Annotated in this window: 20 protein-coding genes and 2 tRNA genes; 11 read left to right on the forward strand and 11 right to left on the reverse strand. The window is 61.9% G+C overall.

The features are described 5' to 3' along the window. Positions 1-374 precede the first annotated feature (374 nt). From NMG70_RS12725 to NMG70_RS12750, 6 genes are all read left to right on the forward strand, one after another. Positions 375-1,541 (forward strand): ROK family transcriptional regulator, encoded by a 1,167-nt coding sequence (locus tag NMG70_RS12725; protein ID WP_254024849.1) that lies wholly within the window; start codon positions 375-377, stop codon positions 1,539-1,541. Further along, complete coding sequence (locus tag NMG70_RS12730) at positions 1,538-2,302, forward strand: ATP-binding cassette domain-containing protein (protein ID WP_254024850.1); 765 nt, start codon at positions 1,538-1,540, stop codon at positions 2,300-2,302. Before NMG70_RS12725 ends, NMG70_RS12730 begins: the two co-directional genes overlap by 4 nt. A gap of 39 nt (positions 2,303-2,341) precedes the next feature. Continuing rightward, on the forward strand, positions 2,342-3,382 hold the full coding sequence (locus tag NMG70_RS12735) for a sugar ABC transporter substrate-binding protein (RefSeq protein WP_254024851.1): 1,041 nt from the start codon (positions 2,342-2,344) through the stop codon (positions 3,380-3,382). 137 nt (positions 3,383-3,519) lie between these two features. Next, the gene (locus NMG70_RS12740; protein WP_254024852.1) at positions 3,520-4,515 is read left to right on the forward strand and encodes an ABC transporter permease; all 996 of its coding nucleotides are present in this window, start codon (positions 3,520-3,522) and stop codon (positions 4,513-4,515) included. After that, entirely contained in the window at positions 4,512-5,297 is a 786-nt protein-coding gene (locus tag NMG70_RS12745) for an SDR family oxidoreductase (protein ID WP_254024853.1), read from the forward strand. Before NMG70_RS12740 ends, NMG70_RS12745 begins: the two co-directional genes overlap by 4 nt. 268 nt (positions 5,298-5,565) lie before the next feature. Then, positions 5,566-6,681 carry a hypothetical protein gene (locus NMG70_RS12750; protein WP_254024854.1) on the forward strand — a complete coding sequence of 372 codons (1,116 nt, stop codon included), beginning with the start codon at positions 5,566-5,568 and terminating at the stop codon, positions 6,679-6,681. Positions 6,682-6,807: 126 nt separating this feature from the next. Here the strand turns inward: NMG70_RS12750 and NMG70_RS12755 are convergent, their stop codons facing one another. From NMG70_RS12755 to NMG70_RS12780, 6 genes are all read right to left on the reverse strand, one after another. Continuing rightward, entirely contained in the window at positions 6,808-8,064 is a 1,257-nt protein-coding gene (locus NMG70_RS12755; protein WP_367185527.1) for a flavin-containing monooxygenase, read from the reverse strand. 192 nt (positions 8,065-8,256) lie between these two features. Continuing rightward, entirely contained in the window at positions 8,257-9,264 is a 1,008-nt protein-coding gene (nadE, locus tag NMG70_RS12760) for an NAD(+) synthase (RefSeq protein ID WP_254024855.1), read from the reverse strand. Then, positions 9,261-10,802 carry a class I adenylate-forming enzyme family protein gene (locus NMG70_RS12765; protein ID WP_254024856.1) on the reverse strand — a complete coding sequence of 514 codons (1,542 nt, stop codon included), beginning with the start codon at positions 10,800-10,802 and terminating at the stop codon, positions 9,261-9,263. The genes nadE and NMG70_RS12765 overlap by 4 nt, the downstream gene beginning before the upstream one ends. A gap of 125 nt (positions 10,803-10,927) precedes the next feature. Beyond that, the gene (locus NMG70_RS12770) at positions 10,928-11,191 is read right to left on the reverse strand and encodes an acyl carrier protein (RefSeq protein ID WP_254024857.1); all 264 of its coding nucleotides are present in this window, start codon (positions 11,189-11,191) and stop codon (positions 10,928-10,930) included. A gap of 20 nt (positions 11,192-11,211) precedes the next feature. Next, on the reverse strand, positions 11,212-13,149 hold the full coding sequence (gene asnB, locus NMG70_RS12775) for an asparagine synthase (glutamine-hydrolyzing) (protein ID WP_254024858.1): 1,938 nt from the start codon (positions 13,147-13,149) through the stop codon (positions 11,212-11,214). Between the two features lie 469 nt (positions 13,150-13,618). Next, positions 13,619-13,694: transfer RNA gene (locus NMG70_RS12780), tRNA-Val, on the reverse strand. Positions 13,695-13,909: 215 nt separating this feature from the next. Here NMG70_RS12780 and NMG70_RS12785 point away from each other — a divergent pair. After that, positions 13,910-13,986, forward strand: a tRNA-Asp gene (locus NMG70_RS12785). Between the two features lie 171 nt (positions 13,987-14,157). On the opposite strand, the gene NMG70_RS12790 is transcribed toward NMG70_RS12785, so the two are convergent. Then, on the reverse strand, positions 14,158-15,264 hold the full coding sequence (locus NMG70_RS12790; protein ID WP_254025126.1) for a flavodoxin family protein: 1,107 nt from the start codon (positions 15,262-15,264) through the stop codon (positions 14,158-14,160). Between the two features lie 739 nt (positions 15,265-16,003). On the opposite strand from NMG70_RS12790, the gene NMG70_RS12795 reads away from it, so the two are divergent. Next, the gene (locus NMG70_RS12795; RefSeq protein ID WP_254024859.1) at positions 16,004-16,789 is read left to right on the forward strand and encodes an ion transporter; all 786 of its coding nucleotides are present in this window, start codon (positions 16,004-16,006) and stop codon (positions 16,787-16,789) included. Between the two features lie 415 nt (positions 16,790-17,204). Here NMG70_RS12795 and NMG70_RS12800 read toward each other — a convergent pair whose 3' ends face one another. From NMG70_RS12800 to NMG70_RS12815, 4 genes are all read right to left on the reverse strand, one after another. Then, positions 17,205-17,756 (reverse strand): EF-hand domain-containing protein, encoded by a 552-nt coding sequence (locus tag NMG70_RS12800; protein WP_436798380.1) that lies wholly within the window; start codon positions 17,754-17,756, stop codon positions 17,205-17,207. A gap of 293 nt (positions 17,757-18,049) precedes the next feature. Further along, positions 18,050-18,991, reverse strand: coding sequence for a ribokinase (rbsK, locus tag NMG70_RS12805; RefSeq protein ID WP_254024861.1), 942 nt, complete (start codon positions 18,989-18,991; stop codon positions 18,050-18,052). Positions 18,992-18,995: 4 nt separating this feature from the next. Continuing rightward, entirely contained in the window at positions 18,996-19,448 is a 453-nt protein-coding gene (locus tag NMG70_RS12810; RefSeq protein ID WP_254024862.1) for an RbsD/FucU family protein, read from the reverse strand. A gap of 96 nt (positions 19,449-19,544) precedes the next feature. Further along, on the reverse strand, positions 19,545-20,603 hold the full coding sequence (locus NMG70_RS12815; protein ID WP_254024863.1) for an ABC transporter ATP-binding protein: 1,059 nt from the start codon (positions 20,601-20,603) through the stop codon (positions 19,545-19,547). Between the two features lie 289 nt (positions 20,604-20,892). Between NMG70_RS12815 and NMG70_RS12820 the strand changes: the two genes are divergently transcribed. From NMG70_RS12820 to NMG70_RS12830, 3 genes are all read left to right on the forward strand, one after another. Further along, entirely contained in the window at positions 20,893-22,557 is a 1,665-nt protein-coding gene (locus NMG70_RS12820; protein WP_254024864.1) for an ABC transporter substrate-binding protein, read from the forward strand. A 101-nt stretch (positions 22,558-22,658) separates the two neighbouring features. Next, positions 22,659-23,780 carry a carbohydrate ABC transporter permease gene (locus NMG70_RS12825; RefSeq protein ID WP_254024865.1) on the forward strand — a complete coding sequence of 374 codons (1,122 nt, stop codon included), beginning with the start codon at positions 22,659-22,661 and terminating at the stop codon, positions 23,778-23,780. A gap of 11 nt (positions 23,781-23,791) precedes the next feature. Then, positions 23,792-24,709, forward strand: coding sequence for a carbohydrate ABC transporter permease (locus NMG70_RS12830; protein ID WP_077371690.1), 918 nt, complete (start codon positions 23,792-23,794; stop codon positions 24,707-24,709). Positions 24,710-24,803 lie beyond the last annotated feature (94 nt).

Raw genomic sequence — 24,803 nt, forward strand, 5'->3', positions numbered from 1 at the left:
GTGGCGCGCTTTGCCGAAATCATTCGCCACGTCTGCGATCCACCGAGGCGACGAAAAAGCCAATCCGCCGCAGCAAGGATAACGCTCGTGCCCTAAGTTAGCGCCTATGGGACAGCGCCCCCCTCTGTCCTGCTGGACATCTCCCCCACTTGGGGGGGAGATCGTGCTCACGGCGGCTTTCGCCAATCTCCACCGCAAGAAGAGCGCCACCGGCGAAGCTGCCGATCTCCCCACTTGTGGGGGAGATGTCCGGCAGGACAGAGGGGGGCGCGAAGGAACGCGGATCAGCCAGGATCGCGCGCGAAGTCTTTTTGAATTCCATTTGACTGAATAATTCTTTGGTGCGAACCTCTTGTCTCCCAGGGACGCAAGACATGGCACTGCGGGGGACCAATCAGGAATTTGGGCGGCCCTACAACAGGCGCATCGTCCTCGAATCCATCCGCCTCCACGGCCCGATCGCGCGCGGCGACATCGCCCGGCGGGTCGGGCTCACCGTTCAAACGGTATCGACCATCGTTCGCGAGCTGGAAGAACACGGCTACGTTCTATCGATGCGCGAAGAGCCGCGCGGGCGAGGCCTGCCTCCGGCGACCCTGCGGATCAACCCGGAGGGCGGCTATGCCGTCGGCATCCACGTCACCCCGCTGGGTATCCATGCGGCGCTGATCAATTTGAGCGGAGACGTAATCGAGAGCGCCTACCGCGAGGCCGCCAACGCAACGCCCGACCATGCCTTCGATCTGATCGGCGCTATGGTGCTTGAATTGACCGGACTGCGGCCGGGCGGTCGCGTTCTCGGCATCGGCATGGCGCTGCCCGGCCCTTTCGGCGTCGAGTCGATGAGCTTTATCGGCCCGACGACGATGACCGGCTGGAAGGACGTGGCGCTTCGGGAACGGCTGGAGGCCTCCACCGGGCTGCCCGCGTTTTTTGAGACCGACATGGCGGCCGCGGCAATGGGCGAGCGCCTGTACGGCCTCGGGACGGGGTATTCCGAATACTACTATCTCTATTTCAGTGTCGGTCTTGGCGGCGTCATGGTGCATGACGGAAGCGCGTTGCGCGGCGCCTGGGGAAATGCCGGCGAAATCGGACACATCCCTGTCGTGCCGGGTGGCGAGCCGTGCCCCTGCGGCAATCGCGGCTGCCTCGAAAGATACCTCTCGCTCGAAGCGCTGCGGCGCCGGAACATCAGCGAGGCCGATTGGGTTGATGAAGTCGGGCCGATCTTCCGCAACGCCATCACCATCATCGAGAACCTGTTCGATCCCGAAACCATCATCCTCGGCGGACTGGCGTCCACAGATTTGCTTGAAGGGCTGGCCGGTTCGGTTGCCAAGCTTCCCAACTCGATCTCGGCGCGAAACGACCGCACGGCGCCGCGTGTCACCGTCGCGCGCGGCGGCCAGCATGCGGTGTTGCGCGGGGCCGCGGCGCTTGCCGTCTCAGGGGTGCTTTCGCCACGCTTCGGCCAGATATTCACCGCCGAGCGCGAACGCGGGCGAGATATACTGCAAGGCAAGGGGATCGCGGCATGAGCGAACCTCTGCTGGTGCTCGACAATGTGACCAAGAACTATGGCGCGATCGAAGCGCTCAAGGGCATCAGCTTCTCGATCGGCAAGGGCGAGGTCGTGGCGCTTTTGGGCGACAATGGCGCCGGCAAATCGACGCTGGTCAAGATCATCGCCGGCGGCCTGGAGCCGACCTCCGGTCGCATGCTGTTCGAGGGCAAGGAATTTCTCGCCAAATCTCCCGCCGAGGCCAAGGCCGCTGGGATCGAGACCGTCTACCAGGACCTCTCGCTCTGCACCAATGTCGACGTGGTGGCCAATTTCTTCATGGGCCGCGAGATCACCAGGAAATTTCTTGGCGTTCCCGTGCTCGACGAACCCGCCATGGAGCAGGTGGTCGAAAAGGCTTTGGCCAGCGCCGGCACGCGCATCCCTTCCCTCAGGACCAATGTCGAGCACCTCTCGGGCGGCCAGCGGCAGGCCATCGAGCTCAATCGATTCGTGCATTTTGGCGGCAAGCTCGTGCTTCTCGACGAGCCGTTCGCAGCACTCGGTGTCGAGCAGACGCGGCGCGGCCTCGACATGATCCGCCAGGTGGCGAGGCAAGGTATCGGCGTTGTCATCATCACCCATATCATGCAACAGGCCTTCCAGGTCGCCGACCGGATCGTGGTGATCCGGCAAGGCGTCGTGGCCGGCGATGTCGCGCGCAACAAAACAAGTCCCGACGCGGTGATCGACATGATCACCGGAGAGACGCTCGCCGGTGCCGGACCGGCAGGCTGAGGGACAAATGAGGGGTCCGGCGCAAGAGGAGCGAACGACATGAAGAAAATACTTCTTTCCGTCTTCGGTATCCTGGCACTGGCCTTTGCCACGCTCACGCCGGCATTCGCCCAGTCCAAGGGCACCGTCTATTACCTGGTGCCGACATTGCTCGACGAATTCCAGACCGGCTCGGTGAGCGCTCTGGAGATGTTCCTGAAGCAGGTCGGCTACGAGATGAAGACGCTGAACGCCGATAACAAGACCGACGCTCAGCAATCGCAAATGAACGACGTCATTGCGCTCAAGCCGTCGGCGATCATTCTCGCCGCCGTCGATTTCAATGCGTTGAAGCCGTCCATCGAAGCCGCTCGCGCCGCCGGCATCCCGGTTGTCGAGTTCGATCGCCAAATCACCTCGACACCATCCGATTTCACGTCGGTGGCGGGAACGGTCGAGATCGGCCAGATTGCCGCCGACCAGGCCGAGAAGCTCTTGAAGGCGAAGCACGGATCGGTGAAAGGCAAGATCCTCCAGGTGCTTGGCGATCCTGGCGACCCCTACACGCTCGACATCCAGAAGGGTTTCGAGGAGAAGATGAAAGCGTTCCCGGACGTCAAGATCATCTCGGTGCCGGCCATGCAATGGGCGGCGGATGCAGCCGGAACCATCGTCAACGACCAGATACTCGCCAACCCGGACATCGATCTGATCTTCAGCCACGCCGCCCATCTCTCGGTCGCTGCCGTCGCCTCGCTCGAGGCCGCCGGCAAGAAGCCGGGCGACGTCATGCTGATGAGCTCGAACGGTGCGCCGGTCGGCCTCGACCTGATCCGCAAGGGCTGGCTCAACGTCGAAGTCGAGCAGCCGCTCTACGCTCAGGCCGCCGCCGTCGCCATGTTCATGGACAAGGTCGTCAACAAGCAGGAGATCAAGCCGGGCGAGTACGACGTGCTCGGCCTGAAGTCGACTGTGACCATTGAAGCCTGGGGACCGAATATAAAAATCCCCGGCGCTGCGATCACCAAGGAAAACGTCGACAACCCGGCCTTCTGGGGCAATCTGAAGCCGCCCTCGGGCACCGTGAAGCCGATCGAATAAAAGGTCGCCCAGGGCTTCGGGCCACGCTGGCCCGGAGCTCGACCGGCGCGTTCGAATGCACGCGCAAGGCAAGCTGCAGCAATTTTCAATCCGCGCATGATCCTTTCCGAGAATCAATGCGCCAGCCGGATCAACACATGAATCCCCGCACGCGCCGCGCCCTCGAGTTCGTCCTCGACAACCTCGTCTGGTTCATGCTGGTCTTCGTGCTGGTGGTCTTCTCCATCGCCATTCCGAACTATTTCCAGCTCGGCATCTTCGCCAACATCATCGAGGCGTCGAGCGTGCTTGGCGTCATGTCGATCGGCCTGGCGCTGGTCATCATCACCGGTCACATGGACCTGTCGGTCGAATCGGTGGCGGCGCTCAGTGCCATGGCGGTCGGCATCCTGTTCTGCTCGGCGGGTATCGGCCTTGGCGTACAATTGCACCCGGAATGGCTGATGGTTCCGGTTTCGCTGCTGATCGCCCTTGCTGTCGGCGGCATCATCGGCGCCATCAACGGCTACCTGGTCGTCAAGGTGAAGATGAGTGCCTTCATCATCACGCTGGCGTCCTACATCTGGGTGCGCGGCCTCGTACTGGTCATTTCCGGCGGCCGCTCGGCACAGGACCTTGCGCCGGCAATCCGCTGGTTCGGCATTCAGCGCCTTCTTGGCCTGCCGCTCACCGCCTGGATCGCGATTGCGTGTTTCGTCGTCTTCTCGCTGATCATGGCCAAGACGCCCTTCGGCAGGCACCTGATCATGATCGGCGGGAACGAGACCGCAACCTTCCGCGCCGGCATCCGCGTCAACCGCAACCTCGTCATCGCCTTCGTTCTCGCTGGCGCTATCGCCGGCCTTGCCGGCTGGCTGCTGGCGATCCGCACCTCCGGCGCCACCGCCAATCTCGGCGTCGGCCTGCTGTTCAACGCCTTCGCCGCCGTCGTCATCGGCGGTGTCAGCCTGAAGGGCGGCGTCGGCACCCTGCCCGGCGTCTATGCCGGCGTGCTGTTGCTGTCGGCCATCAACACGGCGATCAACCTCATGGGCCTGCCGGCCAACTTCACCCAGGTGATCCACGGCCTGCTGGTGCTTGCCGCGGTGCTGCTCGACGCTTTCAAGCAAACCATCCGCCAGAGGCTGGCATGATCGGGCGTCCAGGGATCGGAAGACTTTCGGACAAGGTCGCGCTGATCGTCGGCAGTGCCCGCGGCATCGGCAAGGGCATCGCACAACGCTTTGCCGAAGAGGGCGCGAAGCTGGTCCTGGCCGATACCGAAGTCGAGGCCGGACAAGCGGCCGCTGACCAAGTCGGCGCTGCCTTCATCCGCACCGACATCTCGCAGATGCCCGATGCCGAGGCCGCTGTTGCGCTGGCGCTCGAACGTCACGGCCGTCTCGACATCATGGTCCAGAATGCCGGCATCTATCCCTGGCAGTTGCTGGAAAACACCAGCCCTGAGGACTGGGACCGTGTCATGGCGGTCAATTTGCGCGGCAGCTTCAATGCCGCCCGTGCGGCGCTCGTTCCGATGAAGGCGCAGCACTTTGGCCGCATGCTGTTCACCTCCTCGATTACCGGCCCGCACGTTACCAGCCCCGGTCACGGCCACTATTCGGCGACCAAGGCCGGCATCAACGGCCTGATCCGTTCAGCCGCCCTCGAATTTTCGGCCTATGGCATCACCGTCAACGGCGTCGAGCCCGGCAACATCCTCACCGAAGCCATCCAGCTGCATCGCGGCGCCGCCTACATAAAGAACATGGAGGACTCCATCCCGCTCGGCCGCCTCGGCAGCCCACGCGACGTGGCCAATGCCTTCCTGTTCCTGGCCTCCGACGACGCCAGCTACATCACCGGCACGACCATCATCGTCGACGGCGGGCAGCTGCTCCCAGAAGGCAAGGACTTCCGGCTGCTTCCGCCATGATCTTTCGGCGCCGGTTTCGCCAGACGTGCGGCGGCGCCGACGAAACAAAGCTGCGCCCGATAAAGCTCGATCCGCTACCAATGCTTCAACATCGGTTTACCCGAAGTTGGTAACAGCAACGGCGCTCGTTTTCATGATCAAGCTAAGGGCCTACCTTGCCGCAGCATCATAGCTCTCCTTCCGGCAACTTGAGCGAGTGCAACTGGAGATTGCAGTGCTGCCAACAGCTGACGTTCGGCGGCCAGGGTTCCGATGCCAGGAGCCAGGCTTGAGCGTCGTTCGCGCCCTGGAAGGTGCCGATCTTCCGGCAGTCGCAGGCATGTTCCAACGCGTGCTGCGCAAAGAGCGAACCGAAGCGCCGGCCTCGCTCATCGACTATATGAGACGGTTTTATCTGGAGGCGCCGGGTTGCGGAGGCGATCTCCGCTCGCTTGTCCACGTCAACGACGCCGGCCGCGTCTCGGGGTTTGTCGGCGTTCACGTGTTGCCGATGCAATTCAACAGCCGACAATTACGTGCCGCCATCTGCGGCTCGCTCATGGTCGAGGATCATGAGCGCGACCCGATGGCCGGCGCCCGATTGTTGAAGGCTTATTTGGATGGCCCGCAGGATATCTCCTTCAGCGAGACCGCCAACGACATTTCCACAAAATTGTGGACCCGGCTGCGCGGCGTTGTCCTGCCGCAATACAGTCTCGACTGGGTACGTGTGATGCGGCCGGCCAGCTTTGTGCTCGGCCTTTCCGCCAGTCGCATGAAGCTTGCCCGAATGCTCAATCCGTCTGCCCATGCCCTCGACCGATTTTATTGCAGCCGAATAAACTCCAGCGAACGACGCTGGTCCGGCGTGGCAGCGGACGGGGCAGGCCACGGAGCCTTTCGAACATCGCAAATCGACAGCGACGCATTTGCCAGGCTCGTCGATCCGTTGACTGCCCAGTTCGCCCTGCGCCCGAGTTGGGCGGAAGGCCAGCTTGATCATATGCTGACCGATGCGGCACAAAGGCCGGATCTGGGCGAGCTTGTCTATGTTGCCGTGGCATCGCCGGTCGGCACCAATGTCGGCGCATTCGCCTATCACGCACGGGCGGGTGCAATCGGTCGCGTGCTGCAGATCCTCGCCCTCCCCGGCCAAGCGGGTTCCGTCATCGACTGCCTGATCGATGATGCTGCCGCGCGCGGCGTCAGCGGCCTGCGCGGACGCATTCAACCCGCACTTCTGGAAGCAATGCTTGGGCGACGCATCGCTTTCCTGACCGTCGCCTCGACCGTGGTGCATTCGCGCGATCCAGAGCTCTTGAATGCCATCAAGAACTCGCAAGCTTTCCTGAACGGGCTTGCGGGCGAGCAGTGGAGCCGGCTGATCGGCGGCCGCTTCACCTGAAGCATTCAGTCGTGCGGGAGTGAAGTTATTGGTTGATCGTTGGAGGCCTTTGCCGGCGGCGCAAGGCGGTGGCTGACGATCTCCCGGCCCTGACTGTCAGGAGCTTCTTGACTATGCCAAAGGCGGTCACGAATGCCCTGCGATATGTTCGACAAGGCGAGGTGCTTCCTCGGCGATCACCAAGATGATGCCTGACTTGCGTGTGGAGGCGAAGTCTAGCCCTGCGAAGTAAAGGCCCGGCAGGGCGGCCACGCCATCCGCGTGAACAGGCTGTCCAGCGCTGTCGAGCGCACCGGGAACCCTCATCCAACTGAAATCGCCCTTAAAGCCCGTGCACCACACCACGCTCGTTACGCCGGAGCGGGAGAGATCGAGCGAACCGATCGTCGGGTTCGGCTGACGCATCGCGACCGTCTCCGCCGGGTCGGGCTCCGCAACGGGTGCATCGATCCCCATGCGGCTGATATAGTCGTCGACATGGCGTTTGACATTTTCGGAGGCTTCATCCGCAAAGCGGACATTCGCTTCGAGATCGTCGGCAAACGAGAGGCCGCCGCCATCCTCGATGCCGGTGAGACGCCCAAGCAGCACGACACCTCGGGTGCTGAGCGCTTGAAGGCTTATCGTGTGCACCGACCCGAGCACGCCACGCGGCGGGATGCGTCCCGCAAGTCGAATGACCTCCTCCCGGCGCACGTCGAGAAACCCGCTTTCGAGCAGCCAGACCATGATGTCGCGACCCCGGTAGCGCCGTGGAAGCCGTCCGACACGACTGGTCGCAAGGAAGACCGTTCGACCCGCGTCTGCCAATTCCTCCGCGATCTGAGCACCAGATTGGCAGCTTCCGACCACCAGCACCGCTCCATCGGGCAGATCGGCAGCGCTGCGGTAGCCGGAAGCGTCGATCTGGCGGAGAGCTGGCGACAACGCGGCGGCCCAGACCGGGCGCACCGGACAATTCAGGCTGCCGCTTGCGACGATCACATTGCGCGCCCAAAGCGTGCCGTGTGAGGTGGTCAGCCGATAGGCGCCATTCTCGTGCGTGAGTTCGCTTACCGCAGTATCCGGTTCGATCGGCAGCGCGTTGCGCCCGGCGAAATCCTCAAGGAGAGTGACGAACTGATCGCGCGTCAGGGCACCATCCGGATCCGGACCGTCACAGCAATCGCCCGGCATGACGGTCTGCACGTTGGGAGTATTCATCCGAAATAAATCCCATCGCTGTGTGCGCCAGGTCTCTCCTATGCGGCCCCGCTCCAATACGCTGTGGCGCAGGCCCCGTCGCGCCAGCCAATAGCTGACACCCAAGCCGGCCCAGCCGGCCCCGACGACGACAGCATCGAGAACATCGCCGCCATCAGTCATGTGCTGCGGTGATCTCATAATCGCCCCCGGCAATCTCGCCGCGCAGCATTAAGCCTTGTCCACGGCAACTAGTCCAGCACCGTCGATTCCGTCCGACTGGCCTACCGCATTCCGGTCCGCCAGCCTCTCACCAGAGCGCAAGGCGAACCCGAGTGGGGCGGAACATCGGTCACCCTCAAGCGCTCGCCGTGGCGAGGCTGGAGAGCCAGTTCAGGTCCCGACTTCCTCGACCTCATCGACAAGTTGCGGACGCAGGTGCAGATAGCGCGTCGCCTTGCGCTTGGCGGCGATGTCGGCCCAGACGCGTTCCACTTGCGAGGCGTCTAGTCCCGCCGCCTGCCCCACCACTTCAGCCGCCACGCCGTTATTGAGGCCGCAAAGGCAAAGATCCATGCGGTCATAGGGAAGCGAGAAGTAGAACTCCTCCTGCGTCTGCGCCAGCGAGTAGGTATCGGTGGTCGGCGGCCGATTGCGGATTTCCTCGGGGACGCCGAGATAGGCCGCCAGCGCGTAGACCTGCGTTTTGTAGAGGTGCGCGATCGGCTTGACGTCCGCCGCGCCGTCACCGTTCTTGACGAAGAAGCCCTGATCGTATTCCAGCCGGTTGGGCGTTCCAAGAACGGCGAAGTTCAGCCGGTCGGCATGAAAATATTCGATCTGTTTGCGGGTGCGCTGTTTCATGTTGGTGGCAGCGACGATGCCGAGATAGATTGGGAGCGGCATTCTTAGTTTGGTCTGCTTGCCCTTGGGGTCCTGCACCACCAGCGACGAAATATTGTAGCCCTCATGCTCGAGCGCGTTCGCAATCACGATCTTGGAGGCCCAGCCTTCGCCGTATTCCGGGACCAACTCGCGGATGAAAGCGTCGCGACGCTGATAGCAGCCCATGGCGCGCAGGGTCGGCCCGATATCCTCCACAATTGCCTCGACACCGAAAGTGCCGGCGACAAGGCGGCCCAGCCGCAGACTTTCCGGATCGGAATCGTTTTCCGGCATGAAGAGGCAGAGTACATTCTGTGGCCCGACGGCTCGCGCGGCCAACGCCACCGAAACGCTGGAATCGATCCCGCCGGAAAGACCGAGCACGAGGCCACGCTTGCGAATGCCGCGCAACTGCTGGCGCAAGGCCGTTACGATACGGTCCGTTTCGGCTGCAGGGGCGATCGCCAGAGCCTGCGCCAGAATGGTCTGCGCGTCATCGCCGGGGCGAACGCTCATTGCGCGGCCTCCATCATCTCCGACGCAAGCCGGCGGCTGACCTTGCCCGTATCCGTCTTCGGCAATTCCAAAGGGAATTCGATGATTTTGGGCACCATGAAGTCCTCGAGGTGACGGGCGCAGTGGCGCATGACATCCTTTTCGCTGAGCTTCGGGTCCGAGCGTATGACGAGCGCGCCGATCGCATGCCCGAGCAGCGGATCCGGCACGCCGACGACAACGGCTTCCGCGATGCCGGGATGGGCGTGAAGCACGGCTTCCACTTCCTTCGGCGCCACCTTCTCTCCGCGCGTCTTTATGATGTCGTCCTTGCGGCCGACGAAATAGAGAAAGCCATCCTCATCGGCCCTGAACAGATCGCCGGTGTAGAGGACCTTCTCCCAATGGTTCGGGCCTGGTCGCAGCGCTCGTTCGGTCGCAGCTTCGTTGCGCCAATAACCCAGCATGACGTGCGGTCCGCGAATGACCAGTTCACCCGCCACACCTGGTGGCACTCTCTGCCCGTTGTCGTCGACGACGAAGGCTTCGGTGTTCGGAATGGCTATGCCGACTGATCCCGGCCGACGGTCGAGCTCCTCGGGCGGCAAGTAGGTGCAGCGCTTGCATTCCGTCAGGCCATACATCGAATAGAGCCTGACACCGGGAAAAAGGAACTGCAGGCGTTCTATGTGAGGCTGCGGCAAGGCCGCCGCCGTATTGGAAATATAGCGAAGGCTGGGCAGGAAGCCCGGTTCCAGGTCACGCATCTGCAGGATCATCGCTGCCATCGTCGGCACCAGCGGAAGACCGGTGACGCCTTCCTCGCGGATACGCTCAAAGATCGCCTGAGGAAAGGCGAACGATTTTTCGAGCACGAGCGTGGCGCCGAGCCTGACAGCCATCAGCAATTGATAAAGGCCATAGTCGAAGGCAAGAGGAAGGACATTCAGAATGATGTCGTCGGACGTGTTGCGCAGATAGGTGGTGATGGAGTCCGCCGCCGCGTCGCAATTGCGGTGCGTCATCATCACGCCCTTGGGCCGGCCCGTTGAGCCCGACGTGTAGATCAACATCGCCAGATCGACGTCGATGCCGCGGTGGTCGATCCTCCCGGCTTCGAGCGTCAAACAGTCGGCCAGGGATGCAGCCCCCATCGGGCATCGGCCATCGGCGCCCACGCTCGAAGCCACGAAGATGCCGGTGTTGCCGCCGCAGGCTTCGGCGACCACCGGCATCAGCTTTGCTTGCGTGAGGATCGCCGCAGCGCCACAATCGGCGATGATGTAGGCAAGCTTGTCGGCCTTGGTGGATGGGTTGACCGGACTGAAGGTCGCCCCTGCCTTGAGGACGGCGAAGATCGAAACAGCGGCCTCCCAGCAATTGTCCATGAAAACGACGACCCGATCATCGCGCCTGACGCCGTTCGCCAAAAGGGCAGCGGCAAGGCGGCTCGAGAGATCGTCCAATTCTTCGTAGCTCAGCCTTTTATGCTTGGTGATCAATGCCGTCTTGGCGGGATGGGCAGCGGCATTCGCGGCCAGAAAATGTTCGATCCGCACGGACGCTCCTCGCCGATTGCGCTAGAGCGGGATGCGTTCAAATCGAACTCGGGCATCGCGCTCTATCTATTTGTTTTAGCCGCAATTCTGCGGCGCCAAGTGTTTCCACTTGGCTGCAAAATGCTCTAGACTGTCGGCGTTCCTGCTTTCGCCTTGATGAATGATGAAATACGGTCGACCGAATCCAGGTTGGACGGCACGATGTCGGAATCGACCATCGCAATACCGAAATTGTCCTCAATGAACGCCACGAGTTCCACCACGGCGGTCGAGTCGATGATGTCGTTCTCGATCAGCGAGGCGGTATCTGCCAGTTCGTAAGACGTGTCGCCGAACAGGAAGTTGTCGACGATAAAGGCTCTGACCTTGTCCTTGATTGTAATCATCATTTTTTCCTTCCCTGCATTTCTCAGGCCGCTCGTGCCGCACTGGCTTCTTGGCCGGTGAAAATTTTCTGCCACAGTTGCGTCGATAAAATGCCGACGAAGGCGGCGTTGTCGCGGAACCCGGACGCTGGCTGCGTGCGGCATTTCTCATGAAGCTTCGCCACCGCCTTGGCGTTGAACAGTCCGCCGGCAGTGATGCTCGCTTCACTCAGGCAGTCGCTGATATAGTCCAGTTCACCGGCTCCAACGAAGGAGCGGGCTTCCGGAGCCCGGTAAGGCTGTTTGCTACGCTCCCGGATCGCGCTGGGAAGCAGATGCCTGGCGACTTTGCGCAATATGTGCTTTTCCACCAGTCCCTTCAGCTTCATTTCCGGCGGAAGTCTTGCGGCAAATTCCACCAGGCGATGGTCGAGGTAGGGAAACCGCCCTTCGATACCATGCGCCATGGCCATCCGATCGCCTTGACTGGAGAGGATGTAACCCGGCAGGAGGAAGCTGCTTTCAAGATATTGCGCCTGATGCAGCGGGTGCCACAGGGGAAAAGCCTGGGGCAACCGGCTGACCAGTTCCTCGGCCGCATCATAGCCCTTCAACGTCGCGCGCAGGTCACCGGAAAAGAAAATCTTCGCCGCGGCCGTGGTCTTGAAGCGCGGCCGATGCGAGAACAGCAGATCGTCGAGCGCAGTGTTGCCGGCGCCGAAGAACGCAGCCAGATACTCCACGGACTGCTGCTGCAGGCCCGGCAGATAGGGATAAAGCCTGCGGAACAGGTTTGGCCTCATGCGCGATGCCGGCTGCCGTCCGCAGAACCGGCGAACACGCGCTTCCCTGAAGATATCGTAGCCGGCAAAAACCTCGTCGGCGCCCTCGCCGGTCAGCACCACTTTCAAGCCGGCCTGGCGAACGAGGCCGGACAACTGATAGAGAGGTGCGGGGGCTGTGCGGAGGATCGGCCGCTCGGCAAAGCGGATGACTTCGGGGAAGACGCCGGCGATATCGCCGGCCTGGCAGGCAATGGTTCGATGCCGGGCGCCAAGGGCTGAAGCCATCTCGGTCTGGAAGGCGCTCTCGTCGTGCTCGGCGCTGTCGAACGTCACCGAAAATGTCTGCAGCTGGAGAGGGGTCATCCCGGCGGCAAGCGCCGAAACCAGGGATGAATCCAGCCCGCCCGAAAGATAAGAACCGACCGGTACGTCGGCGCGCATGCGAAGCCTCACCGCATCGGCCAAAAGCGCCTGGAGTTCCTCGGCCGCATCGTCCTCATTCGTGAGCTTCGACGGCGCGTCCCGACGCGGATAGTCGAGGTGCCAATAGCGCTTGACCGTGACCTGCCCCTGTGTCGCGATCATCACGCTTGCCGGCTCCAGCTCGTGGATGTTGCGGAAAGCCGTGCGGGGAGCGATCGGCGCCCACAGCGTAAAGATCTGGTCGAGTGCGATCGGATCGATGTCGGCCGAGACGCCGGGAACCTGCAGCAGGGCCTTGATCTCCGACGCGAAGTAAAGCACGCCGTCCCTGTTCGTGTAGAACAGCGGCCGCACCCCCATGCGGTCTCGGGCAAGCACCATGCGCCGGCGCCTGTGATCCCATATCGCCAAGGCGAAATCGCCGTTCAGAAGCGACAGGCAGTCTTCGCCCATCTCGTCATACAGGTGCAGGATGACCTCGGTGTCGCTCGACGTGCGGAAGCGCCGGCCCTTGGCGATCAGCCCTTCGCGCAGTTCGAGGTAGTTGAAAATCTCGCCGTTGAACGCAATCGTCAAATTGCCTGACACGTCGGACATCGGCTGCTGGCCATCGCCGATCCCGATCACCGACAGCCGCGCATGCCCGAGCCCGGCGTCGGCTGCTACAAACGTCCCTTGCTCGTCCGGCCCGCGATGGGCGATCGTAGCTATCATGCGCGCAAGCAAAGCTTCCGCATCCCGGATCGAACCGAAATAGCCCCCGAATCCGCACATTTGCTATGACTCATATATCGGTGAGGTACGAAACATAACCTTAATAGTTTCCTCAAGCGTTAACCGGATAACCTCGAATAACACATGGTTAACAATAATTAATAAACAAAGGTACTTTTTTAGATTTATTATCTCGTCCAGATAGAGAAGTATATTTCAACGCTAAACGCAACTTTTGTTCGAGCAACGGCGGCGCAGTCGCGTTGCCGCCCGTGGCCGGCTCAGTCGGTCCGTCACAGATCGCTTGTTCGCTCGATGGATTTTGCAATCCCGAGCCGCCCCGATCTAACCCGACAAACGTGCGGAAACCAAAAGCGCTCAGTCTGCCCGAAGTCAGCGAGCGCCTGTTATTCTTCATACGCGCCGTCGAAAATAACGAGGCCTGGCATCGTTGGTGCAATTAGTCACATCGACGAAGTCGACCTTGCAAGCGAGCCGATCAGCGAACAAGACTATCCAAACGGTTACGTGGTGGGCGATGACGGGCTCGAACCGCCGACATCTTCGGTGTAAACGAAGCGCTCTGCCAACTGAGCTAATCGCCCGCTCCGGGCCGGACCTTTAAGCAGTTAGGACGGGGTCCGCAAGGCCAAATGAGCGCACGATGCCCTCACCGTTGATCGTTTTCGGCAACGAAATTCGGCTTGTCAAAAAACCTTCTCCTGTTTGCTGTTATGCTGTCGCGCTCCGCTTGACACCCGGTGGCTTACGCCTTATCCACCGCCCCAACGACGAACACGGCTGACCGTGCTCGTCTTGCGCGGGTGTAGCTCAGTTGGTTAGAGTGCCGGCCTGTCACGCCGGAGGTCGCGGGTTCGAGCCCCGTCACTCGCGCCATTTTCAATCACTTAGCTGATTGGAAATGAAAATGCCGGACCGGCAATTCAGATATTTGGGTCGACCTTGGCACCCCAACTCCGTAAGCCGATGCCCGGCACGTTCGCTGACTAAGCTCGGGCTCGGTTCCGTGCGGAATTGCGGGATTCCGTGCTTCGCTGATCGGGTCGCCTATTTTTCCCGCGGGTCTTCCAGGCCGATGCCGATCTGACGGAAACGGCCCGCCCGACGTTCGACGACGGCTTCGGCGAGCGAGCGGGCGGCGTTGCGAACTTCTTCCTGGATTGTCTCGTCGGCATCGAGTTCATCATGACTTGTGGCGTACGGCTTCCAATAACCGATGTAGCGGTCGAGCTCGGCGCTGGGGCCGGCCGGCGACAACTTCATGAAGCGCAGCCAGTCAGCGATGGAATGCCGCACATTCTCCGCACCTTCGACATCGCCGTGCACGATCACAGAAAACAGCCTGCCCGCCAGATGACGCGGATAGTCCCACCCGGCCAGTTCTACCTCTTTTGCCTTTGCCGCATCCTTGCCTTGAGTCAGCGAGGGGTCTGGATTCCCACCGTCAGCGCAGACAAGCCTGTCCATCATCAGTTTGACAGGCGAGGAAACCTGATACCAATTCACCGGCGTGATGATCATGATCCCATGGGCGGCGACCCACATTGGGTAGATTTCGTTCATCCAGTCCTGAACTTGCCCAAGCGAATGGTTGGGATAGCAGGAACAGGGCCAATGGCAGAGTGGAGCGGCCGTCGAAAAGCACGCCTTGCAGGGATGGATGTTCCTCCCGTATTCGGAAGCGAGTCGCGACAGATCGAGAATTTCGACCGCAAGTTTCGTTTCCTTGTCGATGGTCTCACGGGCGATTTCGGCGAGCCGGAAACTCTTCGACATTTCGCCGGGACAGGTGTGCTCGCTGCGCGACGACCCGTTGATGATCAATAGACGCGGCGGCACCGCTAGATCCTCGTGCCGACGCTGCGCCTGTCGCACCGATTCGTGCGCCGCAATCCAATCGACGGACAGATCGTAGTCGGGGTCGCTGAACTCAGGACCGGCTTTCCTCGTGATCGGGCTCTTGCGGGAATCCGCATAAGCCTGCCAGGCGATCGAAGCGATTTGCTCAATCGACTGGGCGAGCGGTTCGAACGCTGGGTCGACGAATTGCTGCTTGTACCTTGCCTTGAAGTCATTCTCACTCAGTCTGGGACTAGCCATGCCCTTGCGAGGCGCCGGGGTTTTCCCGACAAACTTGCCAACGAGACCAGCCATTTCCGAATTCCTTTCCCGAATATTCGTCCAGGCATCCAAGCCAAACCCGCTGCTCCCCCGCATGGTTCCTGGCGCGTTTGTAGATGTTCGCTGCATGTTGGTCCCGACGAGCAAGGGGGAAGCGGCGCGGCGCAGACCCTGGGATCCATTCTGTGACATCCGCCTAAGAATGCAGCGGTCAGAATAAAAGCGCTCCGTAGCGATCCTTCGCGCCCCCCTCTGTCCTGCCGGACATCTCCCCCACTTGGGGGAGATTGGCAGCTTCGCGGGCAGCGTCCTTTTGCAAGGCTGGTAGTTGGCGAAATCAGTGATGAAGGCCAATCTCCTCCCATGTGGGGGAGATGTCCGGCAGGACAGAGGGGGGCGCCTCGCTCTGCCATCAAAGGTTCTGCACCGTCGTGACGCGCTGAGGCAACGGCATGGCTCCCAGGGTCTGCGCCACGTCGCTTCGCTCCTTGCTCCGCCCCAGGATGAACGAAGGTGCGGAGTGCTTCGGCTAATCTCGAAAATTTGCGAGCTGCCACTGAGATCGGCCCGCTGACGGGAGCTGCCGATCGGCCCCCGACCTGTCAAAATCACTGTGCCGAACTACTAATACAAATAGTTTCGCTATCAGTTTCCTGAGAGTTTCAACTTTTGTATTCGGTGCGTCACAAGTCGGCCATATGCGTTTGAGCATTGGATTTTCCCAGGCCCGGTTCCCATTCTTCGGGTCCGATGCTCTAACGGAGAACAAGCCTTGGACGCCCTGAAATCGCTCATCGAATCGCGCCGCTTCGACCTCGCGATCATGGTCCTGATACTGATCAACGCCGTCACGCTCGGCCTCGAAACCTCGCCCGACGCGATTGCTGCTTTTGGCCCGCTTCTAACGGCCATCGACCGCGGGATCCTCGGCGTCTTCGTGGTCGAACTTGCGATCCGACTGGTCGTCTACAGGACGCGTTTCTTCCGCGATCCATGGCGCATCTTCGACCTCTTCGTCGTCGGTTTCGCGCTGATCCCCGCGACCGGTTCGCTCTCCGTGCTGAGGGCGCTGCGCATCCTGCGGGTCCTGCGCCTGATCAGCATCGTTCCGTCGCTGCGCCGCGTCGTCACCGGCTTCATCACCGCCTTGCCCGGCATGGGCTCGATCATGCTGTTGCTCGGGCTGGTGTTCTACGTCTTTGCGGTGATGGCGACGAAACTCTACGGCGCGTCCTTTCCCGAACTGTTCGGCGGCATACCGAAATCGCTGTTCACGCTTTTCCAGGTCATGACTCTCGAAGGCTGGTCGGACGGCGTGGTGCGCCCGGTCATGGAGGTCTATCCGGCCGCCTGGCTGTTCTTCATCCCGTTCATCATCGCGACCTCGTTCACCGTGCTCAATCTGTTCATCGGCGTGATCGTTTCGGCGATGGAGGCCGAGCATGAAGCCGTAGAATCGGCCGACAGGGCGACGCTGCACAGCGATCAGGCCATGATCCTGGCGGAGTTACAGGCGCTGCGGGCGGAGGTCCGCGAATTGACCGGCGTTCGCGACTAGAGCGGCTCCGCGAGTATTGCAAAAAATTCCATCCGTCGGCGGCTCCTGATGGTGTGGTGCCGTGAAAGAGCCCGCCGCTCCATTTGCGAAGCGGCGGGCCCCCCCCAATCACCCCCCCCGATTGCAAGGTCAAGGTTGCCCCCCGGCATTGCTGACCGTGCAATTGCGGCGCCAGACCCAGTGACCCATTACGGGACACCTATGCCAAAGACGCAAGATAGGTTTGCCGATTCACATTAACTGTGGCTAATATGTCACCGTGGTCGGCGAGAGCGCCGGCGAGGCTGCGCGGCCCTTGGCGAGCAATGCCTCGACCTCTTGTAGCGACGGCATCGAACGGCCCGGTGCCGGGTCGGGTGACCGAGATGCCGGCGACCGCGCGAAGCGGACCGCCTGTAGCGGTCCCACCTGCGGATTATTCACCCGTTTCGTCGGCACCTCCGTGGAAGAAGGATCGGATTTCCTCCCTTTCGACGCTGTCATCGCCGTTCTCGTCGACGGCGTTGAATATCCGCTCGATGAAATCCTGGACCTCGATTTGAGAAAGCGCACCATCGCCGTCGGCGTCGACTATGGCGAACATCATTCGCATCCGTGCGCCATGCATCATCCCGCGCCCCATATGGCGCCCGTCAGGCCTGCGGAAATCGCGATGCCAACGGTCGCCACCTCGTCGTTCTGCTCGCGGGCGGCGATGCTCCTGCGTTCTCTCCTCCAGCATCTCAGTCATCATCTCACGCATCGTTTGGCGCATGGAGTCTTCGGTTGGCCCGCCTGGCGATGGCTGTGAACCTTGATCCTGTGCAGGTGCGGCGGGCGCAGGTGGGCTCGTCTGGGATAGCGCCGGCGAGGCCAGCATAGCCAACGCCGCGGCAATTGCTGTGGTTTTGCTTGCTAATGTCATCGTATTCTCCTTTGGAGAGACCGAACATGTCGTCATCCAAGCCAAACCCGCTGCTGCCCGCATGGTTCCTGGCGCGTTGGTGGATGTTCGCTGGATATTGGTCCCGACTAGCGAGGCAATCGTCGCGCTACCGCGGAGAAACGCAGTCATCTCGACACAGTGAGTTTGACAGGAACCGACGCGGCAGCGAACGTCGACAATTCCCGTCAGTGGCAAATCGCAAGCATGGGAGACTAGCCGAAATACCCTCTCACTTCGTCATCCCAGGGCAAGCAAGGAGCGAAGCGACGCGGCGCAGACCCTGGGATGACGAAAGCATGGTGGCCTGTGACTAATCGCCAGCGTCACCGAAGGCCTCACCCCCTGGCGAGCAGCGCCTCGACCTCTTGCAGCGTCGGCATCGACGGCGCCGTGCCGGGTCGGGTGACTGAGATGCCGGCGACGGCGCAGGCGAAGCGGACCGCTTGCAGCGGGTCCACGCCTCTCGCAAGTGCTGCGGCCAGGCCGCCATTGAAGGCGTCGCCGGCGCCGGTGGTCTCGATCACGGGACCGGCATTGATCGCGCCGACATGGTCGGAGCGGCTGGCCGTGTGCAACAGCGCGCCTTGTTCACCGAGCGTCACGATGACGGCGCCGACGCCCTTTCCAAGCAAACGATCGGCGGCGCGGCGGGCGTCGTCGATGGAGGACACCTTCATGCCGGTCAGTTCCTCGGCCTCGGTCTCGTTGGGCGTGACATAGTCGCAGAGCGTGTAGATGCGGTCAGGAAGCTTTGCCGCCGGCGCCGGATTGAGGATGGTCGTCACCCCTGCCCGGCGCGCGATCTCCAGCGCCCGCATCGCCGCCTCGATCGGCTGCTCGAGCTGCGTGACGAAGACGCCGGCCGAGCCGATCAGGCCGGCATTAGCTTCGATGTCGTCGGGGGAAATCAGCATGGCCGCACCCGGACTGACGATGATGGCGTTGTTGCCGCTGGTCTCCTCGACGAAGATATAGGCCGCACCCGTATAACTCTCCGGCGTATCGATGACGGCGCTCTTCACCCCGGCCTGCGTCCAGGTCTGCCTGGCCATATCGGCAAAGGGATCGACGCCAAGGCGCGTCAGGAAAGTGATGTCGGCGCCGAGACGGCCGGCCGCAACCGCCTGGTTGGAACCCTTGCCGCCCGGGCCGAGGGTGAAGGATGTACCGAGGAGCGTCTCGCCCATGCGCGGCTGGCGCGCGGCGCGGTAGGCGGTGTCGGCGACGAAGACGCCCAATATCACGACAGGCTTGCCCAGAATCCCGCTACTCCGCATCCCGCTACTCCGCGTCCGGCGGCACGACGCCCTTGCGGAAGGCAAAACAGCCATAGAAGCGGCGCTCGCCGGTCTGGATGACGCAATAGGCCTTTTTCGCACGTTCGTAGAAGGCGTAGCGCTCGACCGAAATCATCGGCCAGGCCTTGCCCTCCGCCGCATCGATCTCGCTTTGCACTTGTTGCTGCACGGCGGGAATCTCGTCCGGCTTGCCGACGATCTCCATGCGGGCGGCGGCATCGTCGACGAAAGTGTCCAGCGGATAGAGCGACAGCACCGCCTTGACCACGTCAGCGGCTGGCGCATCGATGCGCAGCAGCCGGCCGAGCACGGTCTGGCGAGCCACCGAATCGGAGGGGAAGTTGGTGTCGGCGATGATCAAATCGTCGCCATGGCCCATCGCCCGCAGCGCCTGGAGTACGTCGGCATTGAGCAGCGGATTGATCCCTTTGAGCATAGTTCCCTCCCGAACGGGCTTTTTTGATGCGAAGCCTGGCGCATGATCCCGAAGTGTTGTCGGTTTTCGGATAAGATCATGCGCAATTCAAAGTGTTTAAAGGCGATTGCCGGTCTCTGCGTCGAAGAGATGGACCTGGTCGAGCCGGGGTTTCAGATGCAGCGTGTCGCCCGGCTTGAAGTCGTGCCGCTCACGAAACAGCGCCACCATCTCGCCCTCGCCGAAACGCAGAAACACCAGCGTTTCGGAACCTGTCGGCTCGACCACCGAAATCTTCGCCGGCACGCCGTCGGGGTGGATTTCGAGATGCTCGGGCCGGACGCCGTAGACGACATTGCGCCCGTCCTCCACCTTGCTGTTCGCAGCCATCGGGAACGGCGTCCCGGCGATCTCGACGATGGGTTTGTCGCCCTTGCGCACGACGCCCTTGAGCAGGTTCATCGACGGCGAGCCGATGAAGCCGGCGACGAACAGATTGGCCGGCCGGTCGAACAGTTCCAGCGGCGCGCCGACCTGCTCGATGCGGCCGTCGCGCATCACGACGATCTTGTCGGCCATGGTCATCGCCTCGATCTGGTCGTGGGTGACATAGATGGTGGTGGTCTTCAGCCGCTGGTGCAGTTCCTTGATCTCGGTGCGCATCTGGACGCGCAGCTTGGCGTCGAGGTTCGACAGCGGCTCGTCGAACAGGAACACCTGCGGGTTGCGCACGATGGCGCGGCCCATGGCGACGCGCTGGCGCTGGCCGCCCGAGAGCTGGCGCGGATAGCGCTTGAGATAGGGGCTGAGATCGAGGATATCGGCGGCGCGCTTGACCCGCTCGGCGACATCAGCCGGATCGGTCTTGCGCAGCTTCAGCGCAAAGGCCATGTTCTGCTCGACCGTCTTGTGCGGATAGAGCGCGTAGTTCTGGAACACCATCGCGATGTCGCGCTTGGCCGGCGGCAGATGGTTGACGACACGGTCGCCGATGGCGATCGTGCCGCCGGAAACGGTCTCCAGCCCCGCCACCATCCTGAGCAGCGTGGACTTGCCGCACCCCGAGGGACCGACCAGCACCACGAACTGCCCGTCGGCGATGTCGACGCTGACACCGTGCAGGACCTTGACGGTTCCGAACGCCTTGGCCACATTGCTGATCGCGACTTGAGCCATCGGCCCCCCTTTCGTTGCGGTGAAGCTAAACAACGCAAACAGCGAGGGCAAGTCAGTCTTTTATAGATAAAAAACCTCATTCTCGTTTGACACGGCACTTGGTTGTGAGAATAGTGAAAGGGCTCGGGTTTTGACCCTGTTCCGGGCCCGCCGGCACTCTGGTCCGGACCACGGAAATCGAAGCGTCGCGGGAGGAAACCTTGGGCCGCAATTTCCAGGAGTCGCTGTTGTTGGGGTCCCGCGCTCCAAACACCCGAACAACCACCATTCAGATTCTGGGAGGAACGAAATGAAAGTCAGCCTTTACAACCAACTTGTCCGCGCGGGAGCCACCCGCCGCGATGTCCTCAAGGGCGCCGCCAGCATGGCCGCGATCGCAGCGGCATCCGGCGCCGGGCTTGGCGCGCTGACGCGCCCGGCTTCCGCTGCAAGCGAATTGCGCGCGCAGATCCTGCAGATCCCTGGTGTCGGCAAGGGCCAGCCGACCGATGCCGACTTCCAGCAAGTCGGCGAGCTTTGCCTGGAGGCGACCAAGGCCAACGTTAAGGAAGGCGAATTCGCCGGCGTCCAGCTCACCTTCATGGGGCTCAACAACCAGAACCTGCATAATGTGCTGTTTCGCGGCTTCCTGAAGCCGTGGGAGACTTATACCGGCGCCAAGATCAACTGGATCGACCTCGCCCAGGCCGACTACAATCCGCGCCTGCAGCAGGCGATCGCCACGAACACAATCGACTTCGATATCCTCGAGATGGGCGCGCCGTTCGAAGGCGACGTCTGTGGCAAGGGACTGACCTCCGAAATGCCGGACTGGGTCAGGGCGCAGATCGATATGGACGACCTGGTGGCCTATCTGAAGCCGCCGGTCGGCACCTGGGATGGCAAGCAGTACCGGGTGACCGTCGACGGCGACGCGCACAATTTCAACTACCGCACCGACGTGTTCGCCGATGCCGACCTCGCCAAGGCATGGAAGGACGGCGGCGGTGGCGGTGAATGGGGCGTGCCGAAGACCTGGCAGCAGGTGCAGGCGGTGACCAAGTTCCTCAAGGGCAAGCAAGTGAACGGCCAGGACGTCTTCGGCTATCTCGATGCGCCCAAGCCCTGGGGCGGCTTCGGCTTCTATTTCCTCGGCAGTCGCGCCAGCGCTTACGCCAAGCATCCCGATGACAAGGCCTGGCTGTTCGATCCGGATACGATGAAACCGCGCATCAACAACCCGGCCTGGGTGCGGGCGATCCAGGACGTAATCGACGCGCTGCCTTCCGAACCGCAAGATCAAATCAATGCCGACCCGAACCAGACCTGTTTCTCACAATTCCTGGGCGGCACCGGTTCGATGCTGGTTTGGTGGGGAGACGCTGGCTCGAACGTTAAAACCAACGACTCGTCGGTTGTCGGCGACGTCACCGGCTTCTCGATCCTGCCGGGCTCAGACGATGTCTACAACTCCAAGACCGGCCAGTGGGAAAAGCTCGCCAGCGGCCCGAACCATGCGCCGAACTGCGCCTATATCGGCTGGGGCGTCTACGTCATGGCTCGTGTCGATTCGGATGAAAAGAAGAAGAAGGCGGCCTGGTCTGCCGCTGCCCATCTCGGCGGCAAGGACCTATCGCTCTGGTGCGCGGCATATCCGTCCGGCTTCCAGCCCTACCGCAACAGCCATTTCAACATTCCGGAATGGGTCGCGGCCGGCTACGACGAGGCGTTCATCAGCTCCTATCTGAAGTCGGAAGCCGACAGTTACAACCACCCGAATGCGGCGATCGAGCCGCGCATCCCCGGCATCTTCCAATATTACAGTGCCGCCGAGGATATCCTGGCCAACACATTTGCCGGCAAGATGACGGCGCAGGAAGGCGCCGACGCCATCGCAGCCGCCTGGGAGAAGCTGACCGACCAGATCGGCCGCGAAAACCAGATCAAGCTCTACAAGGCCTCGCTCGGCATGTAGGCTGAGACTGTAATGAACCGTGGTCCGGCGACGCAAAGCCGCCGGACTGCACCTTGACCGGCAAGCCGGTCATAAAAGCCTTCAGTGAACGGACGAGACGCGTGGCTGACCAGACCTTGCCCACCAGTGCGTGGCCGGCAAACGCCGCTCCATCCGATCTGATATCGCCGGGTCGCAAGCGGCTCGGCCGGGCGTTGATGGCCGCTGCGACGCTCGGCCTGCTGGCAGTGATCGCAGTTCAGATCCTTTACAAGACAGAGGTCGACACCATCGGCTTCGAGACCTGGCGGCCGGTCGTCTATGCCTATGTGCTGTGGGGTATAGCGCTCGGCGTCGGCCAGGTGCTGACGCGCGGCGAAGACGGCCAGCGCGCGCTGTTCCTGCTGCCGGCGCTGCTGTTCACCATCGCCATGGTGATCTTTCCGACGCTGTTCGGCTTCTACATCGCGCTGACCGACTGGAACCTCAGTTCCTTCTCCGGCCGGAAGTTCAACGGGCTCGACAATTTCTGGCAGATGCTGGCCGACCCCTACTACCGCAACGCGCTGTTCAACATGGTGCTCTATGTGCTCGCGGTGCTGGTCGAATATGTCATCGCCTTCGGCCTCGCCTTGCTGCTCAACGCACAGATCCGGGCGCGCAAATTCTTCCGTGTCGTCTTCCTCCTGCCGTTGATGCTGTCGCCGGTCGCAGTATCGTGGATGATCGGCAAATCGCTGATGGAATACCGGTTCGGGCCGGCCGCAACGCTGGCGCGCCAGCTCGGCTGGGAAAACCCCGCCTTCTTCTCAAACCCGATCACCGCCCGCATCTCGATCATGGTGCTGGATGCCTGGACATTCATCCCGTTCATGATGATCATGCTGCTCGCCGGACTTCAGGCGATGTCGCGCGAGGTGCTGGAGGCGGCCAGGGTAGACGGCGCCAATGCCTGGCAAACCTTCTGGCAGGTCACCTTCCCGCTGATGCTGCCGGTGTCGGTGACGGCGATCATCCTGCGCATCATCTTCAAGCTGAAGCTTGCCGACATCATCATCACCGTCACCTCGGGCGGCCCGGGCGGCGCGACCGATTCCGTGTCGAGCTTCATCTACCGCGAGTATCGCGATCGCTCGAATGTCGGCTACGGCACCATGCTGGCGATGGCCTACCTCATCATCATCATCGTGTTCGTGACGTGGCTGTTGAAATTCGCCAACCGCTTCGTGCGCAACGTCAATTGACAGGCGGCCAGATGAGCGTTCAGACCACCGACTATGCCGCTTCCGAAATCCGCTCGCCGGCGAGCTTTTTCGCCAACCGCGTCTTCATCTATGGCGCGCTGGTGTTCTGGGCCTTCATCTGCCTGTTCCCGATCTACTGGACGATAACCACCTCGTTCAAGACCGCGGTCGACGTCACCCAGGGCCATCTCATCCCGTTCGTCGACTTCCGGCCGGACTGGAAGGGCTGGCGCTCGCTCGGCCTGTCGCCGGATGCGATCTTCCGGACGTCGACGGTGCGCGACGAGTTCATCAAGCGCTTCATGAATTCGGTCATCACCTCGGTCGGCGCATCGAGCCTCGCCATCGTCATCGGCAGCCTCGCCGCCTACGGCCTCACCCGCTACCGCTATCACTTCGCCTGGTTCAAGAACGAGGACATCTCCTTCTTCTTCCTGTCGCAGCTGATCCTGCCGCCGGTGGTGCTCGCCCTGCCCTTTCTCGTGCTGTACCGGGAGGTCGGCATGCTCGACACGCGCATCGGGCTGATCCTGCTCTACACGCTGATGGTGCTGCCGATCGTCATCTGGATCATGCGCGACCAGTTCAACTCGATCCCGGTCGAACTGGAGGAAGCAGCCCTCGTCGACGGCCTTTCGATCTGGGGCGCCTTCTTCCGCATCGTCATGCCGATCGCGCTGCCGGGCATGGTCGCGGCCTTCATCCTGGCGATGGTGCTGTGCTGGAACGAGTATTTCTTCGCCGCACTGCTGACCTCGACCGACGCCAAGACCATTCCCGTCATGGTTGCGAGCCAGACCGGCTCGCAGGGCATCAACTGGTGGTCGATGGCCGCACTCGCCACCGCCGCGATCACGCCGCTCGCCGTCATCGGCATCGCGCTGGAGCGCTATCTGATCATGGGCATGACCGCAGGCGCGGTGAAGTAAGCCCTCGCCACTCCTTCGAGCGTTGCAACTGTGGATGCCTTTTGAACGCCGGCGGGACAGCGCCCCCCTCTGTCCTGCCGGACATCTCCCCTCC

Origin of the sequence: Mesorhizobium ventifaucium (assembly GCF_935822925.1) — a bacterium.
GTDB classification, from domain to species: domain Bacteria; phylum Pseudomonadota; class Alphaproteobacteria; order Rhizobiales; family Rhizobiaceae; genus Mesorhizobium; species Mesorhizobium ventifaucium.